Genomic DNA, 25,572 nt, shown 5'->3' on the forward strand with positions numbered 1-25,572 from the left:
AAGGCGCTCTGATTGATTTAAAGCTGGCGCATCGCTGGGTCATCCTTTTTGAGGATGCCTTGCGGCTTGTCTACTTTGGCTTAAATAATTGGTTAGCGAACGCACTAATCGATGAATTTTTTTCAATGAAGTTGGAAGTAAAATGATTATAAAATGAGAAGAAGTTTAGGTTACGGAGGCGATTTTTGCTTCGTACTTAAAGTTCTTTGAGAGGAGGCCTTCACGTTTGTAGTAGCGGCTGAGTTTGTGTATGCGGGCTTCGATGATTTGCATGTTGCGTTTGTTGTGTAGGTCTTTTTTGTTTTTGTCCATGTGAACGGCTAAGCCTTGAGCTTTTTTCATGAGGTTGTTGAGGTCTTCGGGCATGGTTGGTTTTAGTCCGGCGGCTTTGAGGGTGTCGCTTACGCTTTTGCCTGTGATGGGTTTTACTAGTGGGATGGCGTATTGGTCGCGTAGGATGGTTCCTATGCTGCTCATTGAGTGGCCTTCTTTGGCCAGTTTTATTATGAATGCTTCCACTTCTTCAGGCTGATATTTACACCAGCTTGGAGGACGCCGACTGACTGGGCGCATCGAGTGGGATTTTCCCTTTTCTTGCTTTGGCATCGTTACACCTTATTGTGCACCTAAACCACACCGCACCAATATTTAAAAGTAGTCCTATAAACCTGCCAAAGAACATAGAGCCTAAGCGCCACGGCACCCTTCAACTGCGGTTTTTCGGTGTCGCTTGTCTACTTTTAGGCTTCTGTTGCTTTTTCCCACATTTGGTTGTAGTAGTTCTCGGCTAGGATGACCAGATTGGGGTTGTTGGACCATAGACTGGGTAGCCCGTCATTTTCAGCTATTGATAGTGTTAATTCTCTTTGGTCAAAGATGTACATGCCAAAAGTAACATCTTTTGGGGCGTAGCGTAACTCAAAATCTGGATAATCTAAAATTGTTTTAGGCAAGGTAGCGTCTTCTTTGACTTTTTGAATAACTACCCGAACTTTTAGGTCTCTTCTTTTATTCATTACTTTTTTGAGCTGTGCCCACGATTTACTAAATCTATCTAAACCGATGGCTGGTACCATGATGTCGATTTTTTCTTTTGTTTGGGACAAGAGTTTTTCGTGCGAATCAAAAAAGGGCATTAGCTTTGAGGTGACGATGAATTGAGTTTCAACGGCGTTAAATTTGTCAGTCCTTTCGTTTTGTAGGTTGTTAATTAGGCGACTGTGTTTGTCTTCTAATCTGGTTATTTTTTCTTTTTCTTTTTTGATTAAAATATCTAAGGCATCTTCAAGGGGTGTGGCTTTGAAGTGTGCTGGTTTTCCCATTTTTCCTATGCGTTTTTTTCCTAGTCCCAATTCTTGAAGTGAAGGCATTACCCGATAGATCTCTTGTCGTGCGACGTTGGAGGCTTTAGCGATTGTTTTTGTGTCTGCTTCCCCAAGTTCTAAAAGTGTAAGGTAGGTTTTTGCCTGTAAACCACTAAGCCCAAACCCCTTAAGCGTTTGGATGTGCTCTTGGCCAATCATCTTGCCCTTTCCCCTGCCCAGTTATGTCCCCCTTATTGTCCTAAGGAGCAAATAAGGTTTTTCAAAAAAAGAATCTTTTTTTCCTCATTTTTTCAATTTTGTTTGCTTAAGCATTATTTTGTTGCCCACATTTGGTTGAATATTTTGCCTATTAACTATACTTGAGAAGTCTGCCATCGAATCTAGAAAATATCTTCAATTGAGGTGAATAATAAAAAACCAAAAGCTTTTTTTGTATTTTCTATCATATACGACAAAGGGCTGAATGGGCAGTGCAATAAATAGTCCTGATAAGGCGGTGGCTTTGAGGTTCCTGCTTTATCTCCAATTATTTATAGAGCATGCACCGCTCCAGTACACCACAAAAAGAGACGTTACCTTTCTTTTGATTTACCCCATCTCGCAACAAAATAGACTGCTCCACGCGCAATTAACGAAGCGCCAATCAAAACCATTATCGAAGACCAAAACTGGAACCACCCCGTTACCGTGCCCGCCAAAAGGAACACGCTTGCAGTGTATGCGCCGCCGAGCCAAAACACCAAGTTACCTACTGTTTCAGATATGCGCCCAATCCGCGAATGCGCAACTAAACGCATCGCCAAAATGACTATTTGTAGGATGCCGATGCCTAACATGAAGTTCATGACGGCGGTGAATAAGCCCAGATGCATGGCGGGGTCTGCGGGAGCGGGTAGCACCAGATGGCTTGTGCCGCCCATGGGGAAAGAGTTGGTTGTAAAATCTTGGAAAAACGAGTTTACCTGCCCCACAAAGTCGGGGGTGGCGACGATGACCAAGCCTAAGGTTATAAAGAAGCCGCCTACCGCTAAAGCTGTAATTAAGCCCTCATAGAGGTTCCAGTCTTTGTCATGTTGGTGACCCATAACTTTTCTCCCCAGTTCCCTTATGCGGCAAGTGGCAATATAATACTTTGTTTCCTCTTTTCAACTTAACACAAGTTTAACCCTCAAACAATCAAACTGCTGCATCTGGGCAGTTTCTGTACTTATATAACGACAAGAATATAGTACGTTACAATGAATCCACAAACAAAAAAACCCGCCGAAGTCATCGTGGTTGGCGCGGGACCAGTGGGCTCTTGGGCAGCACAGCATCTAGCCCAAAAAGACATAGACGTCACAATATACGAAGAACACCCCCACGTTGGCTTACCCTCTCATTGCGCAGGACACATAAGCATCCGAAGCCTCAAACGCATCGGCCTCTACCCACTGCCTGAGGGCATAGTAGAAGCCCAGTTTTCTGCAGCCAACTTTTACTCCCCCGCAGGCTCAAAATTCTCGCTCAAGCTTTCCTGCCCAGTGACGGCAGCGCTGAATCGAGCTAAACTGGACCAGTATCTGGCAGAAAAGGCAAAGGCTGCAGGAGCCAAGTTGATTTTGGATTCTCGGGTTCAATCGCTGTCAATGGTCCGAGGGGCTGTTTGTGGCGTCAATGTGGAGACAGGCGGCGATGTGGCCACTGTTCCAGCTAAAATTGTACTCGACACTGAAGGCATCTCCTCGCGGTTGCTTCGCCAAACAGGCTTAACTACCCTAAACCGGGGCGGCTTGGTTTATGCTGTGGAAACCGAAGTTGACAACGTCCAAGATGTCGAATCTGATGCAGTCGAGGTTTATTTTGGCAAGGCCTATGCGCCAGGCTTCTACGGATGGCTCATCCCAAGACCCGACGGCACAGCCAAATTGGGATTAGCAACAAACAAGGGCGACCCCCGCAAATATCTCAAACGCCTCATGACCCAACACCCCGTCGCATCCAAACAACTCGCAAAAGCAAAAATAACCTCGGCAGGCTACCACGCCATCACATTGGGCGGACCAATTCCCCAAGCTTACACCCATGGTTTTCTCGCAATAGGCGACTGCGCCTCACAAGTCAAACCCACAACAGGCGGAGGCGTCATTTTTGGGTTAACTGCCGCCCAAGAAGCCGCATCAGTCGCCGCCGACGCACTCAAAAATGGTGATGTTTCAGCAAAGGCACTGCATGTCTATCAGCAACGTTGCAATAGCCTGTTTAACTTTGACTTTAGAGTTATGTTGCGGTTACGGCGGTTTTTGGATTCGCTTTCTGATGAGCGGCTTGATGAGATGTTGCGTGTCTGCGGAAAACTCGGAGTTGACAGCGCCCTCAAAGACGTGGATGAAATAGATTTCCAAGGCAAAATGTTGCTCTCAGCGGTGGGGAAACCTGCGATGGCAGTGGCGCTTGCCTATTTTGCGCTGCTCTATCTCTCTGCAAACCCTTAAAATCCCCCACGCCAACATAGAAGCAGATAACGCATGTGCGAATTTGAATACAAACAGGTCCTTGTTTTCCGAACCGATTTACAGATGAGCAAAGGCAAAATCGCAGCCCAAGCAGGTCACGCAGCCATATCCTCAGCGCAAGACGCCTTTAGCCGCCACAAGAAATGGTATGAGGCGTGGCTTTATGAGGGGCAAAAGAAGGTTGCGGTGAAAGTTGCTAACGAAGAGGAACTTGGCGCAGTTGAGGAAGAAGCCGACAGGCTGGGGCTGCCACATGCACTCATCATTGACCGTGGCTTAACGGAGGTTCCAGAAGGCACCGTAACCTGCCTCGGCATTGGTCCCGCGCCGTCGGCTATGATTGATAGGGTTACGGGTAACCTCAAGTTGTTGTAGGCGATTTTTGTGGTTTCTGAGGTTGATAGGCTTTTAGGTATGGATGCCTACGGCACCTCAACGTTAGGTGTCGGCGGCGTCATCAAAGAGGCAGTGGACGATTTCGTAGTGGAGGAAGTGCTAGTCGATGGCTCTGTAGCCGACATCAATGGCACGGTGCCTCCCAAAGTTTTGGGTTCCACGGTGCAGCGTCAGCGGTTTTTGCTCTGTGTTCTTGTTAAACGGAATTGGGATACCTTCATAGCAGTCAAGAACGTTGCCAAAAGCTTAGGCATCGACCAGAAACGGGTCCAGTTCGCGGGGATAAAAGACGCCAAAGCCATAACCGCTCAGCACATAACTCTTGAAAACGTCACATTCGAAGAAGCCGCAAAAATCGATGTCAAAGACGTGCAGGTCAACCCTATCGGCTACATTCGAGAGATGCTTTCTCTTTTCTACTTGTTAGGTAACCATTTCACAATAACCGTCAAACACCTCAACCTCAACGAAACCGAACTCCGAGATCAAATCAGCCAAACCCAACAGCAAATCGCAACCGTTGGGGGTGTTGCAAACTTTTTTGGGCATCAACGCTTCGGCACCACCCGCCCCATAACGCATCTGGTGGGCAAAGCGCTACGACAAGGCAATTTCCGTGAGGCGGCGATGCTGTTTTTGGCTAAGCCCAGCCCGTATGAACATCCTGCGTCAAGGCAAGCCCGAACCGAACTCCAAGAAACCCAAGATTTTGCCCAAGCAGCTCAACATTTTCCTAAACAGCTCCGTTTCGAACGCCTAATGCTTATACACTTAGCAGAGCACCCTGACGATTTTGTTGGTGCATTTCGCAGGTTGCCGCCGAAGCTTCAGGCGCTTTTTGTCCAAGCCTACCAGTCCTACCTGTTTAACTGCTTTCTAAGTGAACGGCTCAAGCGTGGGTTGCGCATTGATGAGGCTGTAGAGGGCGATTTTGTGGTTGGCGTGGAACGCTCGGGGCTGCCCTTGACGAGTATCGAGAAGTCGGCTACGGCGCAGAATCTAGAGCAGGTGAACACTCAGATTAAGGCGGGCAGGTTGCGGGTCGCGTTGCCGATTGTGGGTTTTAAGCAAAAACTCTCTGCTGGCGTTATGGGCGATTTAGAGGCGACAGTTTTGCAAAAAGAAGGCGTAACTGCTGAGCAGACATGGAACAATGAACTATCCCGTGTCGGCGGCAAAGGCGGACTACGCGCGGTTATCTCGCCAGTAACCAACTTTACCCTACAAAAAATATCCCCCGACTCAGCAGAGGGTGACTTGGCGGTGCAGTTCTCGTTTAGGTTGCTGCGGGGTTCCTACGCGACTGTGGTGCTTCGCGAATTGATGAAGCCTCACGATGTGGTTGGTGCAGGTTTCTAAGCTTGCTTGCTGGGGTGGAGAGGTAACTTTGATAAGGTTGTTTTATTCTTTTTTTGTAGGAATTTCTTTTGGAAAAGAACCCCTCCCGAGAATGCGTCATTCCTATCCATAAGCCAAACCGAAAAGAATACGTGTTCTTCTTCGTCACAGGCATAGTGGTCAGTATCCCGTTTGCCGTGTTCTATGAGGGCCTTTTCCCAACAGGGGTGCCTGCGATTTTGTTGATTGTGGTTGTGGCACCCTTCATCGAGGAACTCGCCAAAGTATTTCCCCTGTTTTATCGTCACGGCGAAACCGAACGCTCCTTGGTCTCGTTGGGTATTCTTATCGGGTTAGGGTTTGGCGTTTCAGAATTCTTCATCTACGTCTTAAACGGCGCTCCACTCCTTGCCCGCATACCCGGCATCGTTTTTCATGCATCCAGCGCAGGCATAACCGCCTATGGCATAGCTAAAAAGAACCCTCTCCCCTACTATCTGCTTGCGGTGTCTTTGCATATGCTTAACAATTTCTTTGCGGTCGTTGGCGACTTTTACACGGTGATTATTCAGGCATTGGTCTTGGCTTCTGCCTATCTGCTGTCATGGCGATATTATCATCGCGCTTCAAAAGACAAAATTGTGGTTTAGCCCTTGTCGCTGCGTGCTAAATCCCGTAGCCGATTAACTCCGTCGATTTCGCGTATGTAGTCTGCGACGCTCTGGGGAACGACTTCGTTCCAACTGATGTTTTTTAGCATTTTTTCTCGGACCAACGTGGAACTGTATACTTGTCGGTCGAAGAGGGGAATCTCGTTAACTTGGTAGCCTGCCTCCATGAATAATCGTCTTGAGAGGGGCTCATTAGAGTAAACTACGTTAAATTTTGGGGTGTAGCCTTCAACTGCGCTAACCCATAGCATATGTAGGTGGACGTCGGGGACGGGTACAATCCAAATTTTTGAGAGATCCACTTTGGCTTCGTCGAGGGCTCGTCGCACCATAACTAACCGTTCGCCAGCGGTGAAGGGGTCGTGGATGTTGTGGCTGTACTGGGCGCTGCCGATAACAATGACTAACTCATCAACTTTTTGAAGGACGTATTTGATGGCGTCTAGGTGTCCTCGATGGAACGGTTGAAACCTGCCTACGTAGAGGCCTCGATTAACCAAGCTTGCTTCCTCAAATGGAAGGGTAGATTCGGCGCATTTATGATTTGCGATTGCCTATCCCCAGAGTTGTAGTCCTTGTATGGTTTTTAGGGTACATTCCGCTGGGTAAACGGTTAGACTGTTTCCGTTGACTGGTACCTTCTTTGGTTCGGTGTAGCCTCTTTTTTCGCGGTAGAGCAGTTCTGCTTTGAGTTTTAATCCCATTCCGTAGCCGCCCAAAGAAAAATCAGATTTAACCACCCGATGACAGGGTATCAATGGCGCAAAGGGGTTGGCAGCCATCACGTTGCCGACTGCGCGGGAACCTCCACCAACGGCGTGGGCTAAAGCGCCATAGGCGGTTATGTAGCCTGGGGGGATGGCTGCGGTGGCTTGGAGCACTTTTTTTGTGTAGGGGGGTAGTTTGTCCATGGCTAAATTGTATGTGGCGTGGGGGTCTTTGCCGTCGTAGACTTCTTTTAGTGTGGCTAAGACGTCTTTGGCTAAGTTTGAAGGGTTATGGAAAACTTGGAAGGGATAATTAAAGGGCAAATGTTCTAAGATGCTGTTTAGGGCTGCTTCTTCTGTGGTGTTAAAGGTGGTGGTGAGGATTTGTTGTTGGTTGAGGGCTACGGCAAACCATGTGTCGGTGAAGGTCTGCACATAAATTTCTATCATGTCTGCTGGGGCCTTCTATCCACTGAAGGGGCGGTGATTTATGTTTAAAAGTTTCTGCGATAAAACCCTGTTCCGTTTGAGCATTCCATGCAGGTGCACACCAACTGCACATTGTCCAGTGAAGGCTTGGCGACGAACAAACTCTTCGGGGTAACGGCAACATAGCCGATGGGTTTTCCACATTTTTGGCACTTTAACTGTTTCGGCTCACTCATCTATGCCACTTCAACTAACCTATAATGGTTATAAGTAACCTTAATAGATTGTCTTGTGTATAGACAACGAGCAAGGCGAAATTTATGGAAAGATATGGACCACAATTACCTAATTTACCTCAAATTCCGCAAATTCCACTGATGCCGCTGGCTCAAGACGCCCAACAACAGGCGCAGCCCAATCAAGCACAGCAAGGCGGCCCATGGATGCCCGGCGCTACCACCATTGGCATTGTATTCAAAGACGGAGTTATCTTAGCCGCTGAAAAGAGAGTCACATATGGCTACTTCATTATGAGTCGTGGCGGCAAAAAAGTTTTCAAAGTCACAGACCGCATCGGCGTCGCCTGTGCAGGTCTAGTCGGCGACATGCAAATTCTCGCCCGAGAAATGGAAGCCCAAACCAACCTCTACAACATGGACGTTGGACGCGGCATAAGTGTACGTTCCGCATCAAAACTTTTAGCTAACGTGCTTTTTAACCGTCGCTACTCGCCCTTATTTGCACAAACAATCGTTGGCGGCGTAGACGAAGAAGGACCCTCAATCTACATCCTTGACGTTTTAGGCTCCCTCATCCCTGACAAATATGCAGTGGTGGGCTCAGGAACCGAAATCGCCATGGGCGTCGTTGAAGAGGGCTACAAAGATGATTTGACTGAAGAAGAAGCCAAAGCCCTCGTGAAACGAGCAGTCAAATCCGCGATTAGTCGAGATTCAATGAGCGGCGACGGCTTAGACCTGCTTATCATAACAAAAGCAGGCGTAACTGAAGAATCCATAAAGTTTTAACCTCCTTTTCCCTTTTTGAATAATATCGTTTCGCTGGTTGAGCAGCGCATAGGTATGGATTATATGTCGTTTGACCTAACGCTTGAGGAAGGAAAATTTTTAATTACTCTAGCCCGAAGCACCGTTAAGCAGTATCTTGAAGACGCAAAAATCGCCAAGCCGCCTGTTGACACTCCAAAAAAGATGTTTCAACCCTGCGGCGTTTTCGTCACTATTAACACGCAGAGAAACGGTGAAAAAGAACTTCGGGGCTGCATCGGTTATCCTTATCCGACGAACGCGCTTGTGGAAGCAGTTATCGCCTCAGCGATTAGCGCCGCCACCGAGGACCCACGTTTTGAACCTCTTGAACCTGAAGAACTCGATAACGTGGTTTTCGAAGTTAGCGTGTTGACGCCGCCAGAGCTTATCCAAACCGATAACCCGAAAGAATACCTAAACAAAGTCAACATTGGCGAAGACGGTCTAATTGTTGAACGTGGACCTTACAAGGGGCTTCTTTTGCCACAGGTTCCTGTGGAATGGGGCTGGGGCAGCGAAGAGTTTCTTTGTCAATGCTGCATGAAGGCAGGCCTACCGCCTGATAGTTGGTTAACTAAAAATGCGAAAATCTACAAGTTCCACGCCATCGTATTTGATGAAGAAACCCCCCATGGGAAAGTAAAACGGCTTACTCTAACTAAACCTGCTTAATCCAGCATGGTTTCCACGATTTCTGTGGCTCTATCCAACCCTCGATGGCGACTTGAAAACTCAGACATTGCTTCCGCGTGTTTTGTATAGGCATCCAAGTTTTTCTCCATTTCATTTACGGCTTTTTCTACTTGCTTTTTGTTTTTAGCCATGATAGAGCAGTTTAGGTCTGCAAGTTTAGCTGCGTTCCCTTCCTGTTCAGGTTGAGTGGGGATGCAGATGCTGGGTTTGCCGTATTTTATGGTTTCAAAACAGGTTGCGTGTCCACCGCTAAAAATCACGAACTTCGCGTTCCGCATGGCTTGCTGGCGTTCCTCAGCGGATAGCCATGTGTGGAGTTCAAAATTGCCGATTTTAGCAGAAACCTTCTTGCCAGGGGTACCTAAGCTGATTATGCATTTGGTTTTCACTTTCTCCATAACGGGGAGAAGTGTTTTTATGACTTTGCCGCGGGTCCCGACAGGTCCGCTAATGGGGACAAAAATATGGTCTTGACCTCCCCTCTCGACGGCGGTGTCCACAAAACTGCCGACATACTCGAGTTTGTCACCCAGTTTCATGTCTTGGAGGTTCCCGATGTTGTATTCGGATACCGTGTATGGCGGTGGATTGTCGGGTATTACGATTTTGGTGGCTTTTTTGACGTATCGTTCCACGAGGCGTTCGCCGGGATTCAAAAACGAAGAAAAGCCATAGCTGGGCCTTATCATGTTAGCGATGTAGAGTGAGGGGATGCGCCAGCGTTGTGCAAGGCGAAGCGCGTTGATGTCGCCATCAGCAATCAAAACGTCTGGTGCCAATTCAAGTATGTTTTCGCGAAGGTCATAGTAGCGGTGGATGGTTTCCATAGCGTTGGAGCTTTTCATCTCCAGCCTATTTTGCTCCAAATTAAACAGCGGCAACGGCAAGAACAAATTAAGTAACGACGCCGAAGTCAAAATACCATACGCATTCTCATACCATGAAATGGGCGTGCATTTGTGAACGTTGGGAAACTCTTTTTGCAGCAGCTCATAGGCTTTGCCTCCCGAGAAAAACGTCATTTCGTGCCCATGCCGACTCAGTCGTTTCCCTAAGGGGATTATTCGCGAAACGTGGCCTAAACCGAGTTCAGCGCAGGTTAAGAGCAGCCGCATAAAAAATAGTTAAGGCATGACGGTATTTGAACTATAGCTTGCTTTACCCTAAGAAAAGGAAGCGTTTTTAGCTTAAGTTACGTCTGTAGAAAGTATGTTTATGCCAAGAAAGCTTGTGGAGGAGAAACTAAAGCATCTCTTAGCTGAAGACGTTGGATTAGGAGACGTTACAGTAGCAGCAGTGATTCCACGGAATTTAACAGTTATGGCAGACGTGGTCGCCAAAGCAGAAGGCACCGTTGCAGGCATCGAAGAAGCCACAATACTCGCAGAGTCCCTTGGACTGACCGTAAACGCCCAAGTTTCCGACGGCGACGCAGTCCACAACAAAGAGATCCTGCTAAAAATCCATGGTGATGCCCAAACCCTACTCGCCGTTGAGCGTACCCTGCTAAACTTGCTTTCTCGAATGAGTGGCATAGCTACCAAAACCCGCAGCCTAAGCCAAACCCTCACAAACGCCGGCGTCAAAGCCAAAATCGCCGCCACACGCAAATCAGCGCCTGGGCTGCTCTACTTTGACAAAAAAGCCATAATCGTGGGCGGAGGCGACCCGCATAGGCTTCACCTCGACGACATGGTGCTCATCAAAGACAACCATCTCGCGATCATCGGCGGCGTCGAAGAGGCAGTGAAGCGTGCAAAGGCGAATGTGTCGTTCTCAAAAAAAATAGAAGTCGAAGTCACAACCGTACAAGACGCCCTCAAAGCCGCATCCGCCGGAGCTGACATCGTCATGCTTGACAATTTCTCGCCCCCTCAAGCTACACAAGCCGCAGCGGCGCTTCGCAAGGCTGGGTTTGAGCGGGTGCTCTTGGAGGTCAGTGGCGGCATAACAACCCAAAATCTGTTGGATTACGCAAACGCAGACGTTGACATTATCAGTATGGGTGAATTGACGCATAGCGTAAAGGCGCTGGACATAAGCTTAGAAATCATCCCCTAACCCCTTGTGTTTTCTCGCCCAAAACCTCGCGGAAGTTGGAAAACACAAATAAGCCCACGCCCCAGTTACTTTGCTGATTAGTATGACAAAGTCTGTTTGCCAAGTTTGCGGCGCCAGCTTCCGCGGCATCTCTCTATCCACCGTAAAAGACGGCGTACAAGTCGAAGTATGCCCCGCCTGCTACAAGAAACTCGACGAAGAATACAAAAAGAACAGTTGCTACGCCTGCGTATTTTTCCACATAGGCAACTGCGAGCTTTTCGGCACCGAACTTGACGAACCCTACGTTAACAGCGCCACCTGCGAATTCTTCACCACCACCACAGAACCTGAAGCCGTCGCGAAGGCTCGAATCAAAAAATTCGAGATGACGGGACGCTTCGAGGAAGCCGCGCAGGAATACGAGAAAATCGGGTTAACTGAGAAGGCGGCGGAGGCTCGAAACAAAAGCCCCCCTCAACCAATAAGTGACCTTGACGAGTTGATTAAGCAACTTACGGCGAGGGGTCAAACCTTGACTTATTTCTGTGTCCACTGCGGTGCCCCCCTAAAAGTCGGCGCGAAGCATGAACCTGCTAAGTCTTGTCCTCACTGCAAATACGATTTATCTGCGGTGGACTTGGCGAAGGTAATTAATCAACACCTATAGGGAACCAGCGAAGTTTATAATCCAAACTTCCACTATCGCCCCGACGATAAGTAGGGCTGCGCAGATGCCGACAAATATGCCCGTCCATTTGAGTTCTCGCCATCGTCCTTGAGTTAATCTGCGAAACAGCCAAATGCTCTCAGCCATGGCAATCGAGTAGGCTACGAATTCTAGCCAGAAGACTGGGGTGACGACGAGGCTTAGCCAGCCGATGTAGACAGGGTAGCCCTGAGTGGTGGATATGGCTCCCAACGCTAAACCCGTGTCGAATAGAATGAACATGCCCAAGGCAGGTCCGATAATGGGGACAAACATGAGCATACAGATGCCGAAGTTGTTGAGGAAGATGTACTGGGTGAGCGTGTTGGTGGCGCGGTTTTCGTTTAGGGTCTGGTTGAGTTGGTTGCTCAGCAATTGGGCGTCTTGGCTGCTAAGCGGAACGGCGCTGCCGATTGCCACCATAAGCACGGCGACTACAAATATGAATAGGATTGAGTAGAAGCGTTTCATTTTAGGCGAAGCATTCTTCCAAAACGACCAATTAAACATGTGTATCATCCTAAATCGGCGTTATTTCCAGTACACGAAAGCCTCTTGCCACAGGGTTTAACGTTTCAAGCAATTTAACCTTTGTTAAAACCCTTTCGCTATCCAACGCGTAACTTCCCACATCATGCTCCCCCGCAATCAAAGAAGAAACATCAACGCGATTTTCAATTATGGTGGCTTGGCATAGGTGCGGCAACCCTAACCTCAGGCTCTGCTGCGTTTCGACGGCGCGTTTTGATGCATACAGGATGGCTTCGGCTGCAACCGTTAACTCGGCAATTCGCACTGGCGCACTTTCTTTTCCTATGGCAAGCATGTCGATGCCGTAGAGCCGTTGGACTTCGCCTGCGACTCTGCGGAGCCTTGGCAGAATTTTGAGGATGTTTTTGCGTCCTGTTTTTGAGGCAAGGAGGTCGGTGAGTTCGACGGGTGAGAGGTCTTCGATGGAGATGCCGCCCAACGTCATGTCCAAATGTATCACGTCGGCTTTGGTTTTGTCCAGTAGGCTGCGGCAGAGTTCTGCTTCATGCACAATCACTTCACGTCCGGGTTCAACTTCTTTAAAGAGTGGTTCAGCTATCCGCAACGTAGGTTGTCGATAGGGCGGTTCAACTAAAACCGCGGCGCAAGCCACAAGCAAAACGGGTTCATACTTTTCGTCGAGTATGGCTGCGCCTGAATCTGCAGAAATAATTCTCACTTTTTGCACCAACCAGCCAATGAAGGGTGGCGGTGGCAGAATTAGTTTTCTGTTTTGTCTTCGCTGCTTGTTATTAATCCTAAGGCTAAGATGTATTCTTCGCTGCTTTTGGCGCGGCTTGCTGGGGGTTTTACGATTTTTACAGTTTCAAAGTTGGCTTTGACTGTTTGGATGTATTGTTCAAGGAGGTCGCCTTGGAAGACTTTGACGAAAAAGTTGCCGCCTGGTTTTAGGATGCCTTGGGAGATTTCGAGGGCTTTGGTGGCTAAGTCGATTTGGCATGCGTGGTCAACTTCCCACACTCCCGTCACATTCGGCGCCGCATCGCATAAGACAACGTCTGGTCTGCGGGGCAAAAAGGACAGTATCTCATCGCATATGTTGGGTTCGGTTAGGTCTGCTACTATGGTGCGTATGTATTCTTGGGTGAACGGTTCAATTGGTTTGAGGTCAACGCCTAAAACAAAGCCGTGCTTGCCCGTCATTTTTCGTGCAGCCTGAATCCAGCCGCCCGGTGCAGCACCCAAATCCACAACGATATCGCGGAATTTTATGAAGTTGTATTTGCCGTTGACCTGAACAAGCTTGTAGGTGCTTCGACTGCGGTAGTTTTCGGCTTTTGCTTTCTTGTAATAAAACTCGTTTTTTCGCTCACGTATCCAAGCTTTCGGCAACTGTGTCATCCTCAGGTAGGCTAAGTTCAGAGACGGATGCAGGTGCGCTTGGAACTTCTGGGGCTTCAGGTGCTTCTTTTCCAAGGTTTAGTATCCAATCTGTTAGTCGGGGGCAACTTTTGGGGCTGATGGTTGTTGTGGGGTCGCATCGTGCGTTGTCTGGGCAGAGTAAGCAGGGGCAGTCAATGATTGTTTCAATAGATGCAGGTAACCTCTTAGGATAGAGGCGATATGTCCATCTGCCTTCTTGCAGTTCTTTTTCACGTCGAATAAGCCCCTTCTCTTCGAGTTTGATGGAGACGCGGCTGCCTTCGCGGCTGCTTGCGCCGAGTTCACGCCATAAATCTGATTGAAGTACACCCTGATAGCCGGTGTTCACAACATAATGGAGAGCTTTCTGTTCAAGGTCATTTCGCTTGGGCATTTAGGTCAATTCCGAGATAATACAGTAATATAAGCGTTGGATTCACATAAAAATATCTATCTCCCCCTAATCTGTGGAACGCCCATGAATAACAGCGACCAAAAAGAACCCTGCAGATACTGCTTAGGCATCGAGTCATCAGCAGACGACTTCGGAGTCGGAATCGCCAACTTCAATGGCGAAATATTGGCCAATCAATCCGACGGCTACATCCCTCAAGAAGGTGGTATTCACCCCCGAGAAGCCGCAAGACACCATGCCGAAGTAGCCGACAAAGTGCTAGCCGAAGCCCTAAAAAAAGCAGGCATAAACCCACGTGACCTCTCTGTTATTGCTTTCTCTCAAGGTCCCGGCTTAGGTCCGAGCCTACGGACAGGTGCAACAGTTGCACGCGCGGTAGCTGCATACCTTAACCTGCCCTTGGTCGGCGTCAACCACTCTGTTGCCCACATCGAAATCGGCAAACTCAAAACTGGCGCCCACGACCCCGTCACCCTCTACGCTTCAGGCGGAAACACCATGGTTACCGCCTACGAGTCAGGCCGATACCGAGTGTTTGGCGAAACCCTTGACATTGCGTTGGGGAACTGTCTTGACGCTTTTGGACGCGAAGCTGGGCTTAAAAGTAGAAAGGGCTTGCCGATTGGCGCTGCCATCGAACAGTTAGCCCTCAAAGGCAAAAAACTGGTTCCTTTGCCGTATGTGGTTAAGGGGATGGATTTATCGCTTAGCGGACTTGTGACTGCTGCGTCAACGGCGTTACAGAAAGGGGAATGCCTTGAAGATGTTTGCTACAGTCTGCAAGAGCATGCGTTTTCTATGGTTACAGAGGTTACGGAACGCGCGTTGGCGCATACTGAGAAAAAAGAGGTGTTGCTAACAGGCGGTGTGGCGGCGAATAAACGATTACAGGTAATGCTAGCCGTGATTGCGGAGGAGCATGGCGCAGAGTTCCGTGTGGTTCCATTGCAATATGCCACGGATAACGGCGCGATGATTGCTTGGACTGGCATTCTCGCGTTTAGGCACAATTTAGTTACGCCAATCGATGAAAGTTATGTGAAGCTGCGGTGGCGCGTAGACAAGGTGGATGTTCCATGGATACAATAGACAAAATTGACCAAACGGTCCTGTTCAAGAAAGGCGCCGAAGCAAGCCTCTACCGAACCATGTGGCATGGACGTGCCGCTGTCCTCAAGGTGCGAGTGCCCAAACGATACCGCCCAACTCAGCTAGATCAGCAAATTCGTAGCTATCGCACTGTTCATGAACCGCAATTGATGCATGAAGCTAAATCGGCGGGTGTTTCGACTCCTTTGATTTATTTGGTGAATGTTCCTGAGGCTACGATTGTTATGGAGTATGTTGAGGGGCAGCAAGCAAAGCGGTTGCTCAATCGTGCTGATAAGTCCGAGCGCCGTCGAGTATGTGTCAAAATCGGTGAATCTGTGGCTCTGTTGCATAATCACGGCTTAATTCATGGGGATTTAACCACTTCCAACATGATTCAGCGACCAAACGGAGAAATCACATTTGTTGACTTCGGATTGGGTGAGAAAAGCATTGAAACCGAAGCAAAAGGCGTAGATTTACACCTGCTCAAACGCGCCCTTCAAAGCACGCATTACCTGTTCTGGGAAGAATGCTTTGAATCGGTTCTTAGTGGTTATTGCTCGGTTGTTGGTTCTGCTGTTGCGGAAAAGGTTTATGAGAAAATCCGTGAGATAGAGAGGCGTGGGCGCTATATTGAAGAACGCAGACAATAGTGTCAGTCAAGTTTGCAGGGGCAAAGTGGTTTTCTTCGCCACAGGCAACATCCACAAGTTCCTAGAAGTCCGAAGCCTCCTCAGCGGCTACGGCTTATCCGTGGGTATGCTACGCCTAAAAGGCGACGAAGTCCAAAGCGACAGCTTAGAAGAAATCGCATCCAAAAGCGTACAAAACGCCTATCGGTCCAGTCACCTGCCGATTTTTGTCGAAGACGCAGGCTTATTCATTGAGTCACTCGACGGCTTCCCCGGACCCTACGCCGCTTATGCTTACAAAACCATCCATAACCGAGGCATCCTAAAACTCCTCCACAAGGAAACGAACCGAGGTGCCACTTTCCAATCCGTCATAGCCTACCTCGACAACCAAACCCTCCATCCAGTGTGTTTTAGTGGCAAATCAGACGGCGTCATAACTACCACCGAACGCGTAGCTGGTACGTCAGGCTTTGGTTTTGACCCCATATTCCAACCCGACGGAAGCAAGCGGACCTTTGCTGAAATGGAGCTTGCAGAAAAAAACAGCTACTCTCATCGTGCGAACGCGATTCGCAAGTTTGCTGATTGGTACATCAAACAAAGAAGTCACTAAGCACCCACAGAGCAAGGCTGTTTCTTGTTGTTCTGGCAACTTGAGGTGTGCAAGGGTTTACAGCTTAAAAGTTCGCGGGTTCCCCGAGCCTATATACTTTAAGGTAGGGGGGTTTCTGAGGCGATGCTTTTTCTTGGCTGTTTTCTTCCTTTTAAGGGGGTGCACTAAATTTATTAGTACTACCTTAACAGCATAAAGGTAAGGCGAACATTGTGTCTTTACCAAAGAAACTACAAGCCCTCAACCGTGCGGAACTCTTTGCCTTTGGCTTCTTCGCTGTAACTGGCTTACTATTGCTTGCGTTTCTGCCCGTCACTGGTTTTCCGCCTCACATTGGTTTTCTTGGTGTCGCCAGCTTAATCGCTGCTTACAGCATCTTTACCAAGCGGTTTTGGACGCCATGGCTTGTGTTTTTGCTCTTTGCAGTTATCAGCGTCTTTTCAATCTACACCATCTACTCGGTGGGGTTAAGCAACCTATTCATCTCATTAATCATGATTGCCTATGCTGCCCTCAACTGGGCATGCTCGATTAATATGCTCCGAAAACGCAACTCTACGCCTTAGATGCCAAACCCCTAAAGAGCATCACCGAGACTTCCTCGTCGGCGTTCACAAACTGCGTATTCTCTTCAATTTCCACAAATCCATCTGCCTTAGTCAACGTCGAAATCGCGCCTGACGCATTCGGCTCAACAGGCTCAGCAATGAGGCGGCAGTTCTCGTCAAACATCAACTTCACAGAAATAAAAGTCAGCCTGCCCTTGGCGCTAAAGAGCCGGGCACCGGCAAACGCCTTAACAGTCTTCATAGGAGCCGTTGGACGCCCTGCCAAACGCAACACGAGGGAACGTGCAAACAGGTAAAACGTTAAAAGCGCCGCTGAAGGATGCCCCGGAAGCGAAAACACAGGTTTTTCTCCGACGAATGCGACGGTGATGGGTTTGCCGGGTTTTATGGCGACGCCGCTGAAGATGACGCCGGGTTTGCCCAAGGAATCCACAATCTCGGCAGTGTAATCTTTGGGGCCCACCGAGACGCCGCCCGACGTGATAACCATGTCGGCTGAGGCAAGGGCTGTTTGGAGGGTTTTGGTTAGGGTAGTTTTGTCGTCGGGGGTTACGCCGAAGTAGACGGGTTTCGCGCCGCACTCCATTATTGCACTGCACAAACTGTAAGAGTTGATGTCATAGATTTTTCCCGGCGGCAACGGCTTACCCAACTCTGCGACTTCGTTACCGGTTGATAAGACTGCGATGATGGGGATTTTTTGTACTTTGACGGTGGTTTTGCCTAAGGCGGCTAAGACGCCGATTTCGCTGGGACCCAACAGTTGCCCCCGATGCAACACAACCGCGCCCGCCTCGATGTCTGTGGCTTTTTGCATGACGTTCTCGTTGGCTGATACGGCGCTGTAAACGTTTAGTTGGCTGTCTTCGCGTTCCGTATCTTCCACCATAACCACGGCGTCTGCGCCCTGAGGCATCACTGCGCCCGTCACTATCTCTGCTGCCTCTCCCTTGGCTATGTTGAGTTGGGTTTGTTCGCCGATACCCACTGCCCCCACTACTCGCAGCGTCGCAGGCTCATTCTCGTCGGCGCCAGCGATATCTTGGGCGTGCACGGCGTAGCCATCGCGGGTGGACCGGTTAAACGGCGGAATATCCACCTCTGAGTTTATGTCTTCTGCTAAGACGCGGTTGTAGGCTTCCAGCAGCACCGTTTCTTCCTCTCCAAGGTCTGCGGGTTTGAATTGATGTTCGATAGCTTGTTTGGCTTCTTCAAAGGTAAGAAGTTTGCGAAACATTATGTGACCTCCAGGGGTGCGAAGAGTTGGATTGGGACGTTTTCGCCTTCTTTGGCGCCTTCTCGGTTTTCGGGCAGGATGAGGTAACCGTTGCTTTGCGTCATGGTAGAGATGGAGCCTGCGCCTTTTGCACTGATAGGTTCCGCGAGGCATTCGCCGTTTTGTAGGGTCACGTGAACGCGGACGTAGGTTTTTCTGCCCAAAACGCCCACGACTCGGTGAGTGAGTTTGGCGTTTAGGATTGGGCGGGGTTCAGTTTTGGGCATGCCAAGCATTTTGCAGATAAGCGGACGCATGAATACTTCAAAGCCGACTACCGCCGCCACGGGGTTGCCTGACAGAATCATAACCGGTTTGCCCTCTATAGCGGCGACGCCTGTGGGCATTGCGGGTCGCAGCGCCATGCCATGGACTACTACGCCAGGTTTGCCTAAGCTGTCGATGACTTCGGGGACTAAATCTAAGCCGCCGACGCTGGTGCCTCCTGTCGTGATGACGCTGTCTGCGGTTTGGAGACCACGTTGGATTTTTTGGGCAAGTTCGTCGGTGATGTCTTTGGAGATGCCGAGGTCTAGGGTGTCTGCGCCGAGTTCGTGGCACATGGCGGCGACGATGGGTTTGTTGGAGTCATAGATTTGGGTAGGTCCTCTTTCTTGGGGCGCGGGGACAACTTCGTTACCTGTGGCTAAGAGGGCGAATCTGGGTTTAACCGCCACTGGGAGGGTGGTGTAGCCAAATGCCGCGGCTATCCCGAGATGGTAGGGTGTTAGGCGTGTGCCCGCGGCTGCGATTAGGGTGCCTTTGGTTGTGTCCTCGCCCACTTTGGCAACGTTGATGCCTTCTGTGAGGGCGTTCCAGATTTCTACGGTTCCGTCTGGGCGGAGTTGGGTTTTTTCAATCATAACCACTGTGTCTGCCCCGTCGGGGATGCGGTTGCCTGTCCAAATCTGCTTAGCTTCCCCTGCGTGGACGTGGTCTGCTTGGGTTAGTTTGAGTAATGCGGGCTTTGATTGTGAAGCGCCCGTGATGTCGGCGGCTTTTACTGCGTAGCCGTCCATGGCGGACTTGTCAAACCTCGGCAAATCCTCCAATGCCACGAGGTCTTGGGTTAAGACGCGTCCCAACGCTTGCGTTAGGGGTACTTGGGTGGTTTTGGGTTTGCCGATTTGGAGGGTGTTTAGCCAAGTTTTTAGGGCTTCATCGGTTGGGGTTAATTTTTGGAATCCTTGTAGTTTTACCAAGCCGCTCACAATACCCCAAGTAACGACCTAACGTAAAAAACATATCGAACTCAAATCACGCCGTCAAATGAAAAAACCAGAGTTTTGAAGGTTTAAATCGGTTCGTGTTGCGTGGAATGCAGAAAATGCTGATTTTATTGGCTTTTTTTGGTTTTGCCTGTTATTTTGAAGATGACTGCCACCAAGAAAACCCAGACCGCAAAACCCAAAGCTGCAACAACTGGAAATTCGGGTACAAACTTTGCAGGGTTGCCCTCGGCGTCGATTTTTCCAAGCCAAACATAAAAAGTCATATCCGCTGGGTTAGCAGGTTTGTTTTGAACGGTGCCTGTTACTGCGTAGCCTCCGTCATCTGTTTGAGTCACTAAACCTGTTGGAACAGCATAATATTCTGATGGCACCTCGAGGCTCACGTTTTGGCTCCAAATCAAATTACCTTTCGTATCGATTTTATCTAGCATTCCGCTGCAAAGAATGTAGTCTCCATCATTTGCACGCGTCATCATTGAGGGTGTCCCTGACCCGGGGAAGTTCTTTAACCACAACAAATTGCCCTCGGAATCCGTTTTAACCAAGCCTACGCCTCCAGTGGTGCTGCGGTTCCACATTAACCCCGCCATAACGTAGCTGCCATCGGGGTCTTGAAGAATAGAGCTTCCGCCGTCTTTGTCTTGGGTGCCATAATTTTTGCTCCACTTTAACTCGCCATGTGAGTCTATTTTTATAAGCAGAAAATCCATGTTTTCCGTTGTACCTACCATAGCGTAGCCTCCGTTCATGGCTTGGACAACTCCGCTGGATGAACCTAACCCTGCTCCAGGGTATGTTTTGCTCCACGACATTGCTCCTGAAGAATCAAGCTTAGCAAACCAGCAGGTATCAGTAACATTCCAAATTATGTTGCCGCTGACCGATTTTGTTTGCTTCGCACCAGCCACTGCATAGCCGCCGTCACTGGTTTGAATTATCCAGTTTGCTACAGTGTCCTTTTCATATGTCCTGTTCCACTCTACGTTTCCCAAAGAGTCAGTTTTTATGATTTCAGCACAACTGTTTGCTGTTCCTGCAAGTATGTATCCGCCGTCGCTTGTTTGAATAACACAACTCGCGAAGCTTGCCCCCGCTGTGCCATAAGTTTTGTTCCACTCCCCATTTCCAAGGGCATCCGTTTTAAGAAGCCAAAACTGTAGTCCACTGCTCGCGGAGATTTTCTTTTCGCCTGCGATGAGGTATCCACCGTCGCTGCATTGGATAAGGGCTTCGGCGCGCTCCGTATTTGTGCCAACATACTCGCGTGTCCATTCCTCGGTTGGTATGGCGGATACAGTGACCATTTGAGTTATCATAGCGAAAACCAAAGCCAAAACGCAGACTACTTTTTTTCTCATCTTCTATCTATCACATTTATGCTTTTTTCTTGTTATAATGTTTACGAAGTCAGTTGTTGCTTAAATTTGGGGTTTGAAAAAACGTGGTGTGCTGTGCAGACGAGACAAATGTCGCGTACAACCCAAAAATACTCGTGTCGCCGCCATAAAAAGGCGCAATACTGCCTAGATACATCCAAAAGATTGCTTCCTTCATTCACAATTGGTATTTATAGCTTAACAAACCATACTCTGCAATACTTCCGGGGATAAACAAGCCAATGATAACCAAACCCTGCGCCCAAACCATTCTACAGACTCTAAAGCGCAGTCTCCAAGTCCCCAACATGGTTAAAACGAACCATGAACCCTTCCAAACCCTCATAATAACCATAATCTCCCAAAACACCGCCGACACTAACACCGAACGCGCCTACGCAGCCCTCCAAAACCGCTTCGAAATCAACCCCCAAACCCTCGCCGTAGCCCCACGCGCAGAGATTGAAGAGTGTATTCGAGTTGGTGGACTCTATCAAAACAAAGCCCAAGCAATCCAAACCGCATCCAAAATTATACTCGAAAAATTCGGTGGCTCCCTGAACCAGATTTTGGCGTTGCCCCTAAAAGAAGCCCGAGCGGTGTTAATGGCGATGCCTGGTGTGGGACCAAAAACAGCCGATGTGGTGTTGCTCTTCTCAGGCGAAAAACCAACAATTCCCGTTGACACCCATGTCGGGCGCGTAAGCAAGCGTCTGGGTTTAGCTCCCATTGCTGGCGACTATGAGGCGGTGCGATTGAGCCTGCAATCATTTTTTGAGCCTAGCGATTATTTGGCAGTGCATTTGCTGTTGATCTCATTGGGCAGAAAATACTGTAAATCCCAAAAACCCCAATGCAAAGACTGCCCAGTAACCAGTTATTGTCCATCAAGCACAGGAGGCCCAACATGACCCAGCTACCCAGCGAAGTCGCCTCCTACTTCCCCTACAGCAGCGTGCGACCTCACCAAGATAATTTCATCGCCACTATAAACAGCGCCATAAACGAACGCCACAGTGTGCTCATCGAGGGTAGTAACGGGTTGGGCAAAACCATTTCGGCGCTGTCAGCCTGCTTGCCCGTGGCGGTTAAGAAGAACCTCAAAATCCTCTACGTCGCCCGCACCCACCGCCAGCACGACCGCGTCATCGAGGAGCTCCGCGCTGTATACAAAAAACAACCCATTTCAGGCGTATCCATTCGGGGACGCAACGAAATGTGCCTCAACCCGTTTGCAGCAAAGGGTGCGTTTGATTCCAAATCGCTTATGGAAGTCTGTGAACTCCTCAAAGCAAAAGGCCGCTGCCCCTACTACACCAACGTAGACCAGCGAACCTATGATTATTTGGCGCTTCAGCAGCAGGTGGCTAGCCGCCCCTACATGGGCAGCGAGATTTTGCGTATTTGCAAAAAACGTGAGGTCTGTGCCTATGAACTCATTAAAAACGCCCTCACCGAAGCCAAAGTCATCGCGCTAAGCTACCTCTACGTTTTTGACCCCCAAATCCGCGCGGCTTTTCTTAAAAACCTCGAAACTGACCTCTCAAAAATCATCCTCATCGTAGACGAAGCTCACAATCTCCCCGAAACCGCCATAGACATCTCCAGCAGCAACCTCTCCCTATTCGTTTTGCGCCAAGCAGAGTTGGAGGCGAATCGGTTTGGCAACAAAGAAATCGAAGAATTCTCCCACTTCCTCTACGGCGAAATAGAAAAAATCACCGACGCCATTGGCCGCGAGCAGATTATTTCGCCTGATGCCCTCTTAGAAGTAATCGAGAAGCAGGTCAACGTTTCAGATCCCAAAGTCTTCTTCGACCATCTGCACGAGGTTGGTATCGGCATCAAAAAGGCTCTTCTTGCGGAGGGCAAAAATCCCCGGTCCTATGTGTATTCGATGTCGGAGTTTCTGCTCAAATGGCACGCCACACTCGATGATGATGCTTACATCAATGTGGCAAGCAAATTCTTCAGCAAAGACAACACCAAATCCGCCAAACTCGAAATCGTCGCATTAGACCCCGCCAAAATCACTGAACCCGTCTTCTCCGCAACCTACGCCAACGTGATTATGTCGGGGACGTTGCAGCCGCTGGAGGCTTATGCCCGTATAACCAAACTGCCCCAAGATACCGTGCGGTTTTTGGCGTCCTCACCCTTCCCTAAAGAACACATCTTCTCCGCAGTCAGCTTAGGCGTCTCCACCTCGATGGATAAACGAACGCCCCAGATGTACCAGACCATGATTGACCGCATAAACGAAGTTGTCAACAGCACCCCCACCAACACCGGCATCTTTGCCGCTAGCTTCCAAGTCCTCAACTCTCTGCTTTCCGCGGGGCTGGAGAATTCGCTTTTAAAACCGCTTTTCTACGAGAAAAACGGCATGACCTCTAAAGCTAACGAAAAACTTGTTTCCGACTATAAAGCCTGCGGCGATAAGGGTGGCGCCGTGTTTTTGGGCGTTCAGGGCGGACGCACCTCGGAGGGCGTAGATTTCCCTGGGAACCAAATGAACTCAGTAATCGTTCTCGGCGTGCCCTATGCTGAACCGACACCTCGGGTTAAAGCCCAAATCGACTATTATGACCGCTGCTTCCCTGGACTGGGACGCGAATATGGGTATGTGTTGCCTGCCATGAAAAAAGCCTGCCAAGCCGGGGGACGCCCCATCCGTACTCTCGAAGACCGCGGCGCTATCGTCTTTATGGATTTCCGCTTCGCTACCGCATACTGCAAAAGTTTTCTGCCCTCATGGATAACTAACGGAATGAAGGTGTTGCCTGACAAACCAGGTGTCTTAGCCGCCGAAGTCAGCGGCTTTTTTAGAGCTCAAACCCAAGTTTAGAGTTCTTGGAGTTTTCGGTTTATCATAACTTTACCGATGACTAACCTTGTGGGTTTGATTGGAACCGCTGTTTGTACCTTAAGTACGCGTCTTTCTGGGTTTACGTGGCGGAGTACGCCTATGCCTAAAAACTTTGAACCGCGTCCGTATAAGCCGACAAGTAGACCTCTTTCAGGGTCTTGGTTTTGGGGTATGGCTTTTTTTGGTTCAACGGTTAGCTGGCTGATGGGGTAGCATATGAGTTTTGCTTGGTTTAGATATCGGGCGTAGGTCATTTCGCGGAGGATTCTGCGTTTTTCAGGTGGCCGCGGGCTCAGCGCGGTGGAGGGTTCGACAATGAAGGTGGGGGCGGTGCGTTTGGCAATTAAGCCTTCAAGTTCGTTTTGTATTTGGATGCCCACGATGATGTCGGGTTTTATGGCGTTAAATAAGGCGGCTTTATAGTTCACTGCGGCGTCGCCTGTTACCCACCCGCCAGTGTTAATAAGTATAAAATCCACTTTTTGCCCAAGAATCTCAGCCATTAAGCTTTTGAATGCTTCAATTGTTCGAGTGGTTGAAGTTAGCGGAGAAGTCGCGCCGACGAAGAAGCCGTTTTCGAGTTTTAGATTGTAGAGTTCCGTTTGAGGTTTTGAGCTTATGGCGTAGGCTAAGGTGGCTGAGGGTCCAATGTCTGATTGTCCTAAATCGCCGTCTAAAACCGCTACGGGACGGTTGCCTTGTGAGAGTATGTTTAGTAGGTAGGTGCAGAGACTGCTCTTTCCCGAATCTATCGCCCCAATAATCATCACCACAACGGGGCGTTTCTCCACATCCATTATGGCTTGAGCTACTTTTCCCCACGATGAGGGCACGCTGTCGCCTTCGGCTTCTGACAAAGTTGCGTTAGCTCCTAAAGCCACTTCAAAGACAGAGTTTTCTGATACAAAGAAGGGTAAACGTTTGCCTTCGCGAACCAAAATCTTTGATGCCTCTTTAATTGGACAACCGAAAACCTGAGTTTTCCCTTTTGTTAACCTAATCGAGGCTGGACCATTCACCAGTAAGGTTTTATTCGCTTCAACTATTTGCTGCAATGGTTCTCCTCCTCTCAAAGATGTATCCAACTCTGCCGGCTATACGTATGGCTGAAGAGATATGCCTAATTTTCCGACTGCGTTTGTTTTCTTGTAGCGGCTTGTTGGTTCCTGCTTCCCCCACCACTTCCAGCGTAACCTCGAGCGGTAACGACTCGTCAAGGGCTTGGAGCATTTCTTTGTAAACAGGCACGCCGTTGCCTATTTTGACTGTTACCGCTGTTTGAGTGAAGTTAATGTTTCTTAAGGTTTTGCTTATGGTGCGAGTTACTTCTTGTGTGCTATAGCAGTTGCCTTCCTCAATAACTTTTCCATCACCGATAACTGCTAAGCCAGTGGCGACGCCGGGGTCAAGACCAATTATGATTTTTTCAAAGGCTTCCTTGCCAAGCAGCGTCCGTTTAACTCCGCTAATTAATGTGTCAATGTCTTCTTCGCCATGGAAAATGAAGACTTTTTCGTGATGATTGGCTGCGGCTTGTTCTTGTTCGGTGGTTATGAGCATCCGAGCTTTAGGCGGTACTGGTTGCCCGGGTAATAAGCTGATGAAGGGGATGTTTTGGTCTCGAAGCGCGTTTACTATAAAAAAATATGCTTTCCCTTGAACTGTTGCTACGGCGACCCGCTCTTTCATAAACCATCCTTAAGAGTATAATTTAAGTGCCTTCACATTA

The 25,572-nt window shown here is 49.0% G+C and carries 30 protein-coding genes; 14 read left to right on the top strand and 16 right to left on the bottom strand.

Translation table 11 applies throughout. The features are described from left to right. Nucleotides 1–165 precede the first annotated feature (165 nt). The 3 genes from NWE92_02440 to NWE92_02450 all read right to left on the bottom strand — a co-directional run bounded on the left by NWE92_02440 (nucleotide 166) and on the right by NWE92_02450 (nucleotide 2,410). Nucleotides 166–606 (bottom strand): 30S ribosomal protein S15, encoded by a 441-nt coding sequence (locus NWE92_02440; GenBank protein MCW4028491.1) that lies wholly within the window; start codon nucleotides 604–606, stop codon nucleotides 166–168. 134 nt (nucleotides 607–740) lie between these two features. After that, nucleotides 741–1,523 (bottom strand): hypothetical protein, encoded by a 783-nt coding sequence (locus tag NWE92_02445; GenBank protein MCW4028492.1) that lies wholly within the window; start codon nucleotides 1,521–1,523, stop codon nucleotides 741–743. Between the two features lie 374 nt (nucleotides 1,524–1,897). Then, nucleotides 1,898–2,410 carry a hypothetical protein gene (locus tag NWE92_02450; protein ID MCW4028493.1) on the bottom strand — a complete coding sequence of 171 codons (513 nt, stop codon included), beginning with the start codon at nucleotides 2,408–2,410 and terminating at the stop codon, nucleotides 1,898–1,900. A 153-nt stretch (nucleotides 2,411–2,563) separates the two neighbouring features. Between NWE92_02450 and NWE92_02455 the strand changes: the two genes are divergently transcribed. The 4 genes from NWE92_02455 (at nucleotide 2,564) to NWE92_02470 (ending at nucleotide 6,204) form a co-directional block, all read left to right on the top strand. Beyond that, the gene (locus tag NWE92_02455) at nucleotides 2,564–3,799 is read left to right on the top strand and encodes an NAD(P)/FAD-dependent oxidoreductase (GenBank protein MCW4028494.1); all 1,236 of its coding nucleotides are present in this window, start codon (nucleotides 2,564–2,566) and stop codon (nucleotides 3,797–3,799) included. Between the two features lie 33 nt (nucleotides 3,800–3,832). After that, nucleotides 3,833–4,195 (top strand): peptidyl-tRNA hydrolase Pth2, encoded by a 363-nt coding sequence (gene pth2, locus NWE92_02460; GenBank protein ID MCW4028495.1) that lies wholly within the window; start codon nucleotides 3,833–3,835, stop codon nucleotides 4,193–4,195. Between the two features lie 9 nt (nucleotides 4,196–4,204). Continuing rightward, on the top strand, nucleotides 4,205–5,575 hold the full coding sequence (truD, locus tag NWE92_02465) for a tRNA pseudouridine(13) synthase TruD (protein ID MCW4028496.1): 1,371 nt from the start codon (nucleotides 4,205–4,207) through the stop codon (nucleotides 5,573–5,575). A gap of 68 nt (nucleotides 5,576–5,643) precedes the next feature. Continuing rightward, nucleotides 5,644–6,204, top strand: a complete 561-nt coding sequence (locus NWE92_02470; protein MCW4028497.1) for a PrsW family intramembrane metalloprotease — start codon at nucleotides 5,644–5,646, stop codon at nucleotides 6,202–6,204. On the opposite strand, the gene NWE92_02475 is transcribed toward NWE92_02470, so the two are convergent. From NWE92_02475 to NWE92_02485, 3 genes are read right to left on the bottom strand one after another with little or no spacing between them, the layout of a single operon-like run. Further along, nucleotides 6,201–6,725, bottom strand: a complete 525-nt coding sequence (locus tag NWE92_02475) for a nicotinamide-nucleotide adenylyltransferase (protein MCW4028498.1) — start codon at nucleotides 6,723–6,725, stop codon at nucleotides 6,201–6,203. The genes NWE92_02470 and NWE92_02475 overlap by 4 nt on opposite strands. 54 nt (nucleotides 6,726–6,779) lie before the next feature. Continuing rightward, nucleotides 6,780–7,382, bottom strand: a complete 603-nt coding sequence (locus NWE92_02480; protein ID MCW4028499.1) for an MGMT family protein — start codon at nucleotides 7,380–7,382, stop codon at nucleotides 6,780–6,782. A gap of 44 nt (nucleotides 7,383–7,426) precedes the next feature. After that, on the bottom strand, nucleotides 7,427–7,597 hold the full coding sequence (locus NWE92_02485) for a hypothetical protein (protein ID MCW4028500.1): 171 nt from the start codon (nucleotides 7,595–7,597) through the stop codon (nucleotides 7,427–7,429). 84 nt (nucleotides 7,598–7,681) lie between these two features. Between NWE92_02485 and psmB the strand changes: the two genes are divergently transcribed. Then, nucleotides 7,682–8,389, top strand: coding sequence for an archaeal proteasome endopeptidase complex subunit beta (psmB, locus tag NWE92_02490; GenBank protein MCW4028501.1), 708 nt, complete (start codon nucleotides 7,682–7,684; stop codon nucleotides 8,387–8,389). Between the two features lie 63 nt (nucleotides 8,390–8,452). Then, on the top strand, nucleotides 8,453–9,082 hold the full coding sequence (locus tag NWE92_02495; protein ID MCW4028502.1) for a TIGR00296 family protein: 630 nt from the start codon (nucleotides 8,453–8,455) through the stop codon (nucleotides 9,080–9,082). On the opposite strand, the gene NWE92_02500 is transcribed toward NWE92_02495, so the two are convergent. Beyond that, nucleotides 9,079–10,218, bottom strand: coding sequence for a hypothetical protein (locus NWE92_02500; GenBank protein ID MCW4028503.1), 1,140 nt, complete (start codon nucleotides 10,216–10,218; stop codon nucleotides 9,079–9,081). The genes NWE92_02495 and NWE92_02500 overlap by 4 nt on opposite strands. A gap of 100 nt (nucleotides 10,219–10,318) precedes the next feature. On the opposite strand from NWE92_02500, the gene nadC reads away from it, so the two are divergent. Together nadC and NWE92_02510 are read left to right on the top strand one after the other, a co-directional pair. Next, complete coding sequence (nadC, locus tag NWE92_02505) at nucleotides 10,319–11,164, top strand: carboxylating nicotinate-nucleotide diphosphorylase (GenBank protein MCW4028504.1); 846 nt, start codon at nucleotides 10,319–10,321, stop codon at nucleotides 11,162–11,164. Nucleotides 11,165–11,246: 82 nt separating this feature from the next. After that, nucleotides 11,247–11,813 carry a hypothetical protein gene (locus tag NWE92_02510; GenBank protein MCW4028505.1) on the top strand — a complete coding sequence of 189 codons (567 nt, stop codon included), beginning with the start codon at nucleotides 11,247–11,249 and terminating at the stop codon, nucleotides 11,811–11,813. On the opposite strand, the gene NWE92_02515 is transcribed toward NWE92_02510, so the two are convergent. Genes NWE92_02515 through NWE92_02530 form a run of 4 tightly spaced genes read right to left on the bottom strand, consistent with a single transcriptional unit; the run spans nucleotide 11,808 to nucleotide 14,160 of the window. Next, nucleotides 11,808–12,362, bottom strand: a complete 555-nt coding sequence (locus NWE92_02515; GenBank protein ID MCW4028506.1) for a stage II sporulation protein M — start codon at nucleotides 12,360–12,362, stop codon at nucleotides 11,808–11,810. The genes NWE92_02510 and NWE92_02515 overlap by 6 nt on opposite strands. Nucleotides 12,363–12,372: 10 nt before the next feature. Beyond that, entirely contained in the window at nucleotides 12,373–13,062 is a 690-nt protein-coding gene (locus NWE92_02520) for a DUF4152 family protein (protein MCW4028507.1), read from the bottom strand. Between the two features lie 41 nt (nucleotides 13,063–13,103). Then, nucleotides 13,104–13,736: an RlmE family RNA methyltransferase gene (locus NWE92_02525; GenBank protein ID MCW4028508.1), complete on the bottom strand. Its 633-nt coding sequence runs from the start codon at nucleotides 13,734–13,736 to the stop codon at nucleotides 13,104–13,106. After that, a complete protein-coding gene (locus NWE92_02530; GenBank protein ID MCW4028509.1) occupies nucleotides 13,714–14,160 on the bottom strand; it encodes a transcriptional regulator in 447 nt (148 codons plus the stop codon). The genes NWE92_02525 and NWE92_02530 overlap by 23 nt, the downstream gene beginning before the upstream one ends. Nucleotides 14,161–14,244: 84 nt before the next feature. Here NWE92_02530 and kae1 point away from each other — a divergent pair, with 84 nt between their 5' ends. The 4 genes from kae1 (at nucleotide 14,245) to NWE92_02550 (ending at nucleotide 17,087) form a co-directional block, all read left to right on the top strand. Further along, nucleotides 14,245–15,270 (top strand): KEOPS complex N(6)-L-threonylcarbamoyladenine synthase Kae1, encoded by a 1,026-nt coding sequence (gene kae1, locus NWE92_02535; GenBank protein MCW4028510.1) that lies wholly within the window; start codon nucleotides 14,245–14,247, stop codon nucleotides 15,268–15,270. Then, the gene (locus NWE92_02540) at nucleotides 15,258–15,926 is read left to right on the top strand and encodes a Kae1-associated kinase Bud32 (protein ID MCW4028511.1); all 669 of its coding nucleotides are present in this window, start codon (nucleotides 15,258–15,260) and stop codon (nucleotides 15,924–15,926) included. Before kae1 ends, NWE92_02540 begins: the two co-directional genes overlap by 13 nt. Next, nucleotides 15,907–16,521: an XTP/dITP diphosphatase gene (locus NWE92_02545; protein MCW4028512.1), complete on the top strand. Its 615-nt coding sequence runs from the start codon at nucleotides 15,907–15,909 to the stop codon at nucleotides 16,519–16,521. Before NWE92_02540 ends, NWE92_02545 begins: the two co-directional genes overlap by 20 nt. A 212-nt stretch (nucleotides 16,522–16,733) precedes the next feature. After that, nucleotides 16,734–17,087 (top strand): hypothetical protein, encoded by a 354-nt coding sequence (locus tag NWE92_02550; GenBank protein ID MCW4028513.1) that lies wholly within the window; start codon nucleotides 16,734–16,736, stop codon nucleotides 17,085–17,087. Here NWE92_02550 and NWE92_02555 read toward each other — a convergent pair. The 3 genes from NWE92_02555 to NWE92_02565 form a co-directional block, all read right to left on the bottom strand. Further along, complete coding sequence (locus tag NWE92_02555; GenBank protein ID MCW4028514.1) at nucleotides 17,077–18,327, bottom strand: molybdopterin molybdotransferase MoeA; 1,251 nt, start codon at nucleotides 18,325–18,327, stop codon at nucleotides 17,077–17,079. The two genes, NWE92_02550 and NWE92_02555, sit on opposite strands and share 11 nt — an antisense overlap. Then, entirely contained in the window at nucleotides 18,327–19,568 is a 1,242-nt protein-coding gene (locus NWE92_02560) for a molybdopterin molybdotransferase MoeA (protein ID MCW4028515.1), read from the bottom strand. The genes NWE92_02555 and NWE92_02560 overlap by 1 nt, the downstream gene beginning before the upstream one ends. Nucleotides 19,569–19,702: 134 nt before the next feature. Beyond that, nucleotides 19,703–20,956 carry a hypothetical protein gene (locus NWE92_02565; GenBank protein MCW4028516.1) on the bottom strand — a complete coding sequence of 418 codons (1,254 nt, stop codon included), beginning with the start codon at nucleotides 20,954–20,956 and terminating at the stop codon, nucleotides 19,703–19,705. 260 nt (nucleotides 20,957–21,216) lie between these two features. On the opposite strand from NWE92_02565, the gene NWE92_02570 reads away from it, so the two are divergent. Both NWE92_02570 and NWE92_02575 read left to right on the top strand, forming a co-directional pair. After that, entirely contained in the window at nucleotides 21,217–21,885 is a 669-nt protein-coding gene (locus NWE92_02570) for an endonuclease III (protein ID MCW4028517.1), read from the top strand. Next, entirely contained in the window at nucleotides 21,882–23,822 is a 1,941-nt protein-coding gene (locus NWE92_02575) for an ATP-dependent DNA helicase (GenBank protein ID MCW4028518.1), read from the top strand. Before NWE92_02570 ends, NWE92_02575 begins: the two co-directional genes overlap by 4 nt. Here the strand turns inward: NWE92_02575 and NWE92_02580 are convergent. Both NWE92_02580 and NWE92_02585 read right to left on the bottom strand, forming a co-directional pair. Then, complete coding sequence (locus NWE92_02580; GenBank protein MCW4028519.1) at nucleotides 23,819–24,898, bottom strand: Clp1/GlmU family protein; 1,080 nt, start codon at nucleotides 24,896–24,898, stop codon at nucleotides 23,819–23,821. The two genes, NWE92_02575 and NWE92_02580, sit on opposite strands and share 4 nt — an antisense overlap. After that, the gene (locus tag NWE92_02585) at nucleotides 24,882–25,532 is read right to left on the bottom strand and encodes a hypothetical protein (GenBank protein ID MCW4028520.1); all 651 of its coding nucleotides are present in this window, start codon (nucleotides 25,530–25,532) and stop codon (nucleotides 24,882–24,884) included. The genes NWE92_02580 and NWE92_02585 overlap by 17 nt, the downstream gene beginning before the upstream one ends. Nucleotides 25,533–25,572: the final 40 nt, after the last annotated feature.

The organism is Candidatus Bathyarchaeota archaeon (assembly GCA_026014745.1).
Classification (GTDB): domain Archaea; phylum Thermoproteota; class Bathyarchaeia; order Bathyarchaeales; family Bathycorpusculaceae; genus Bathycorpusculum.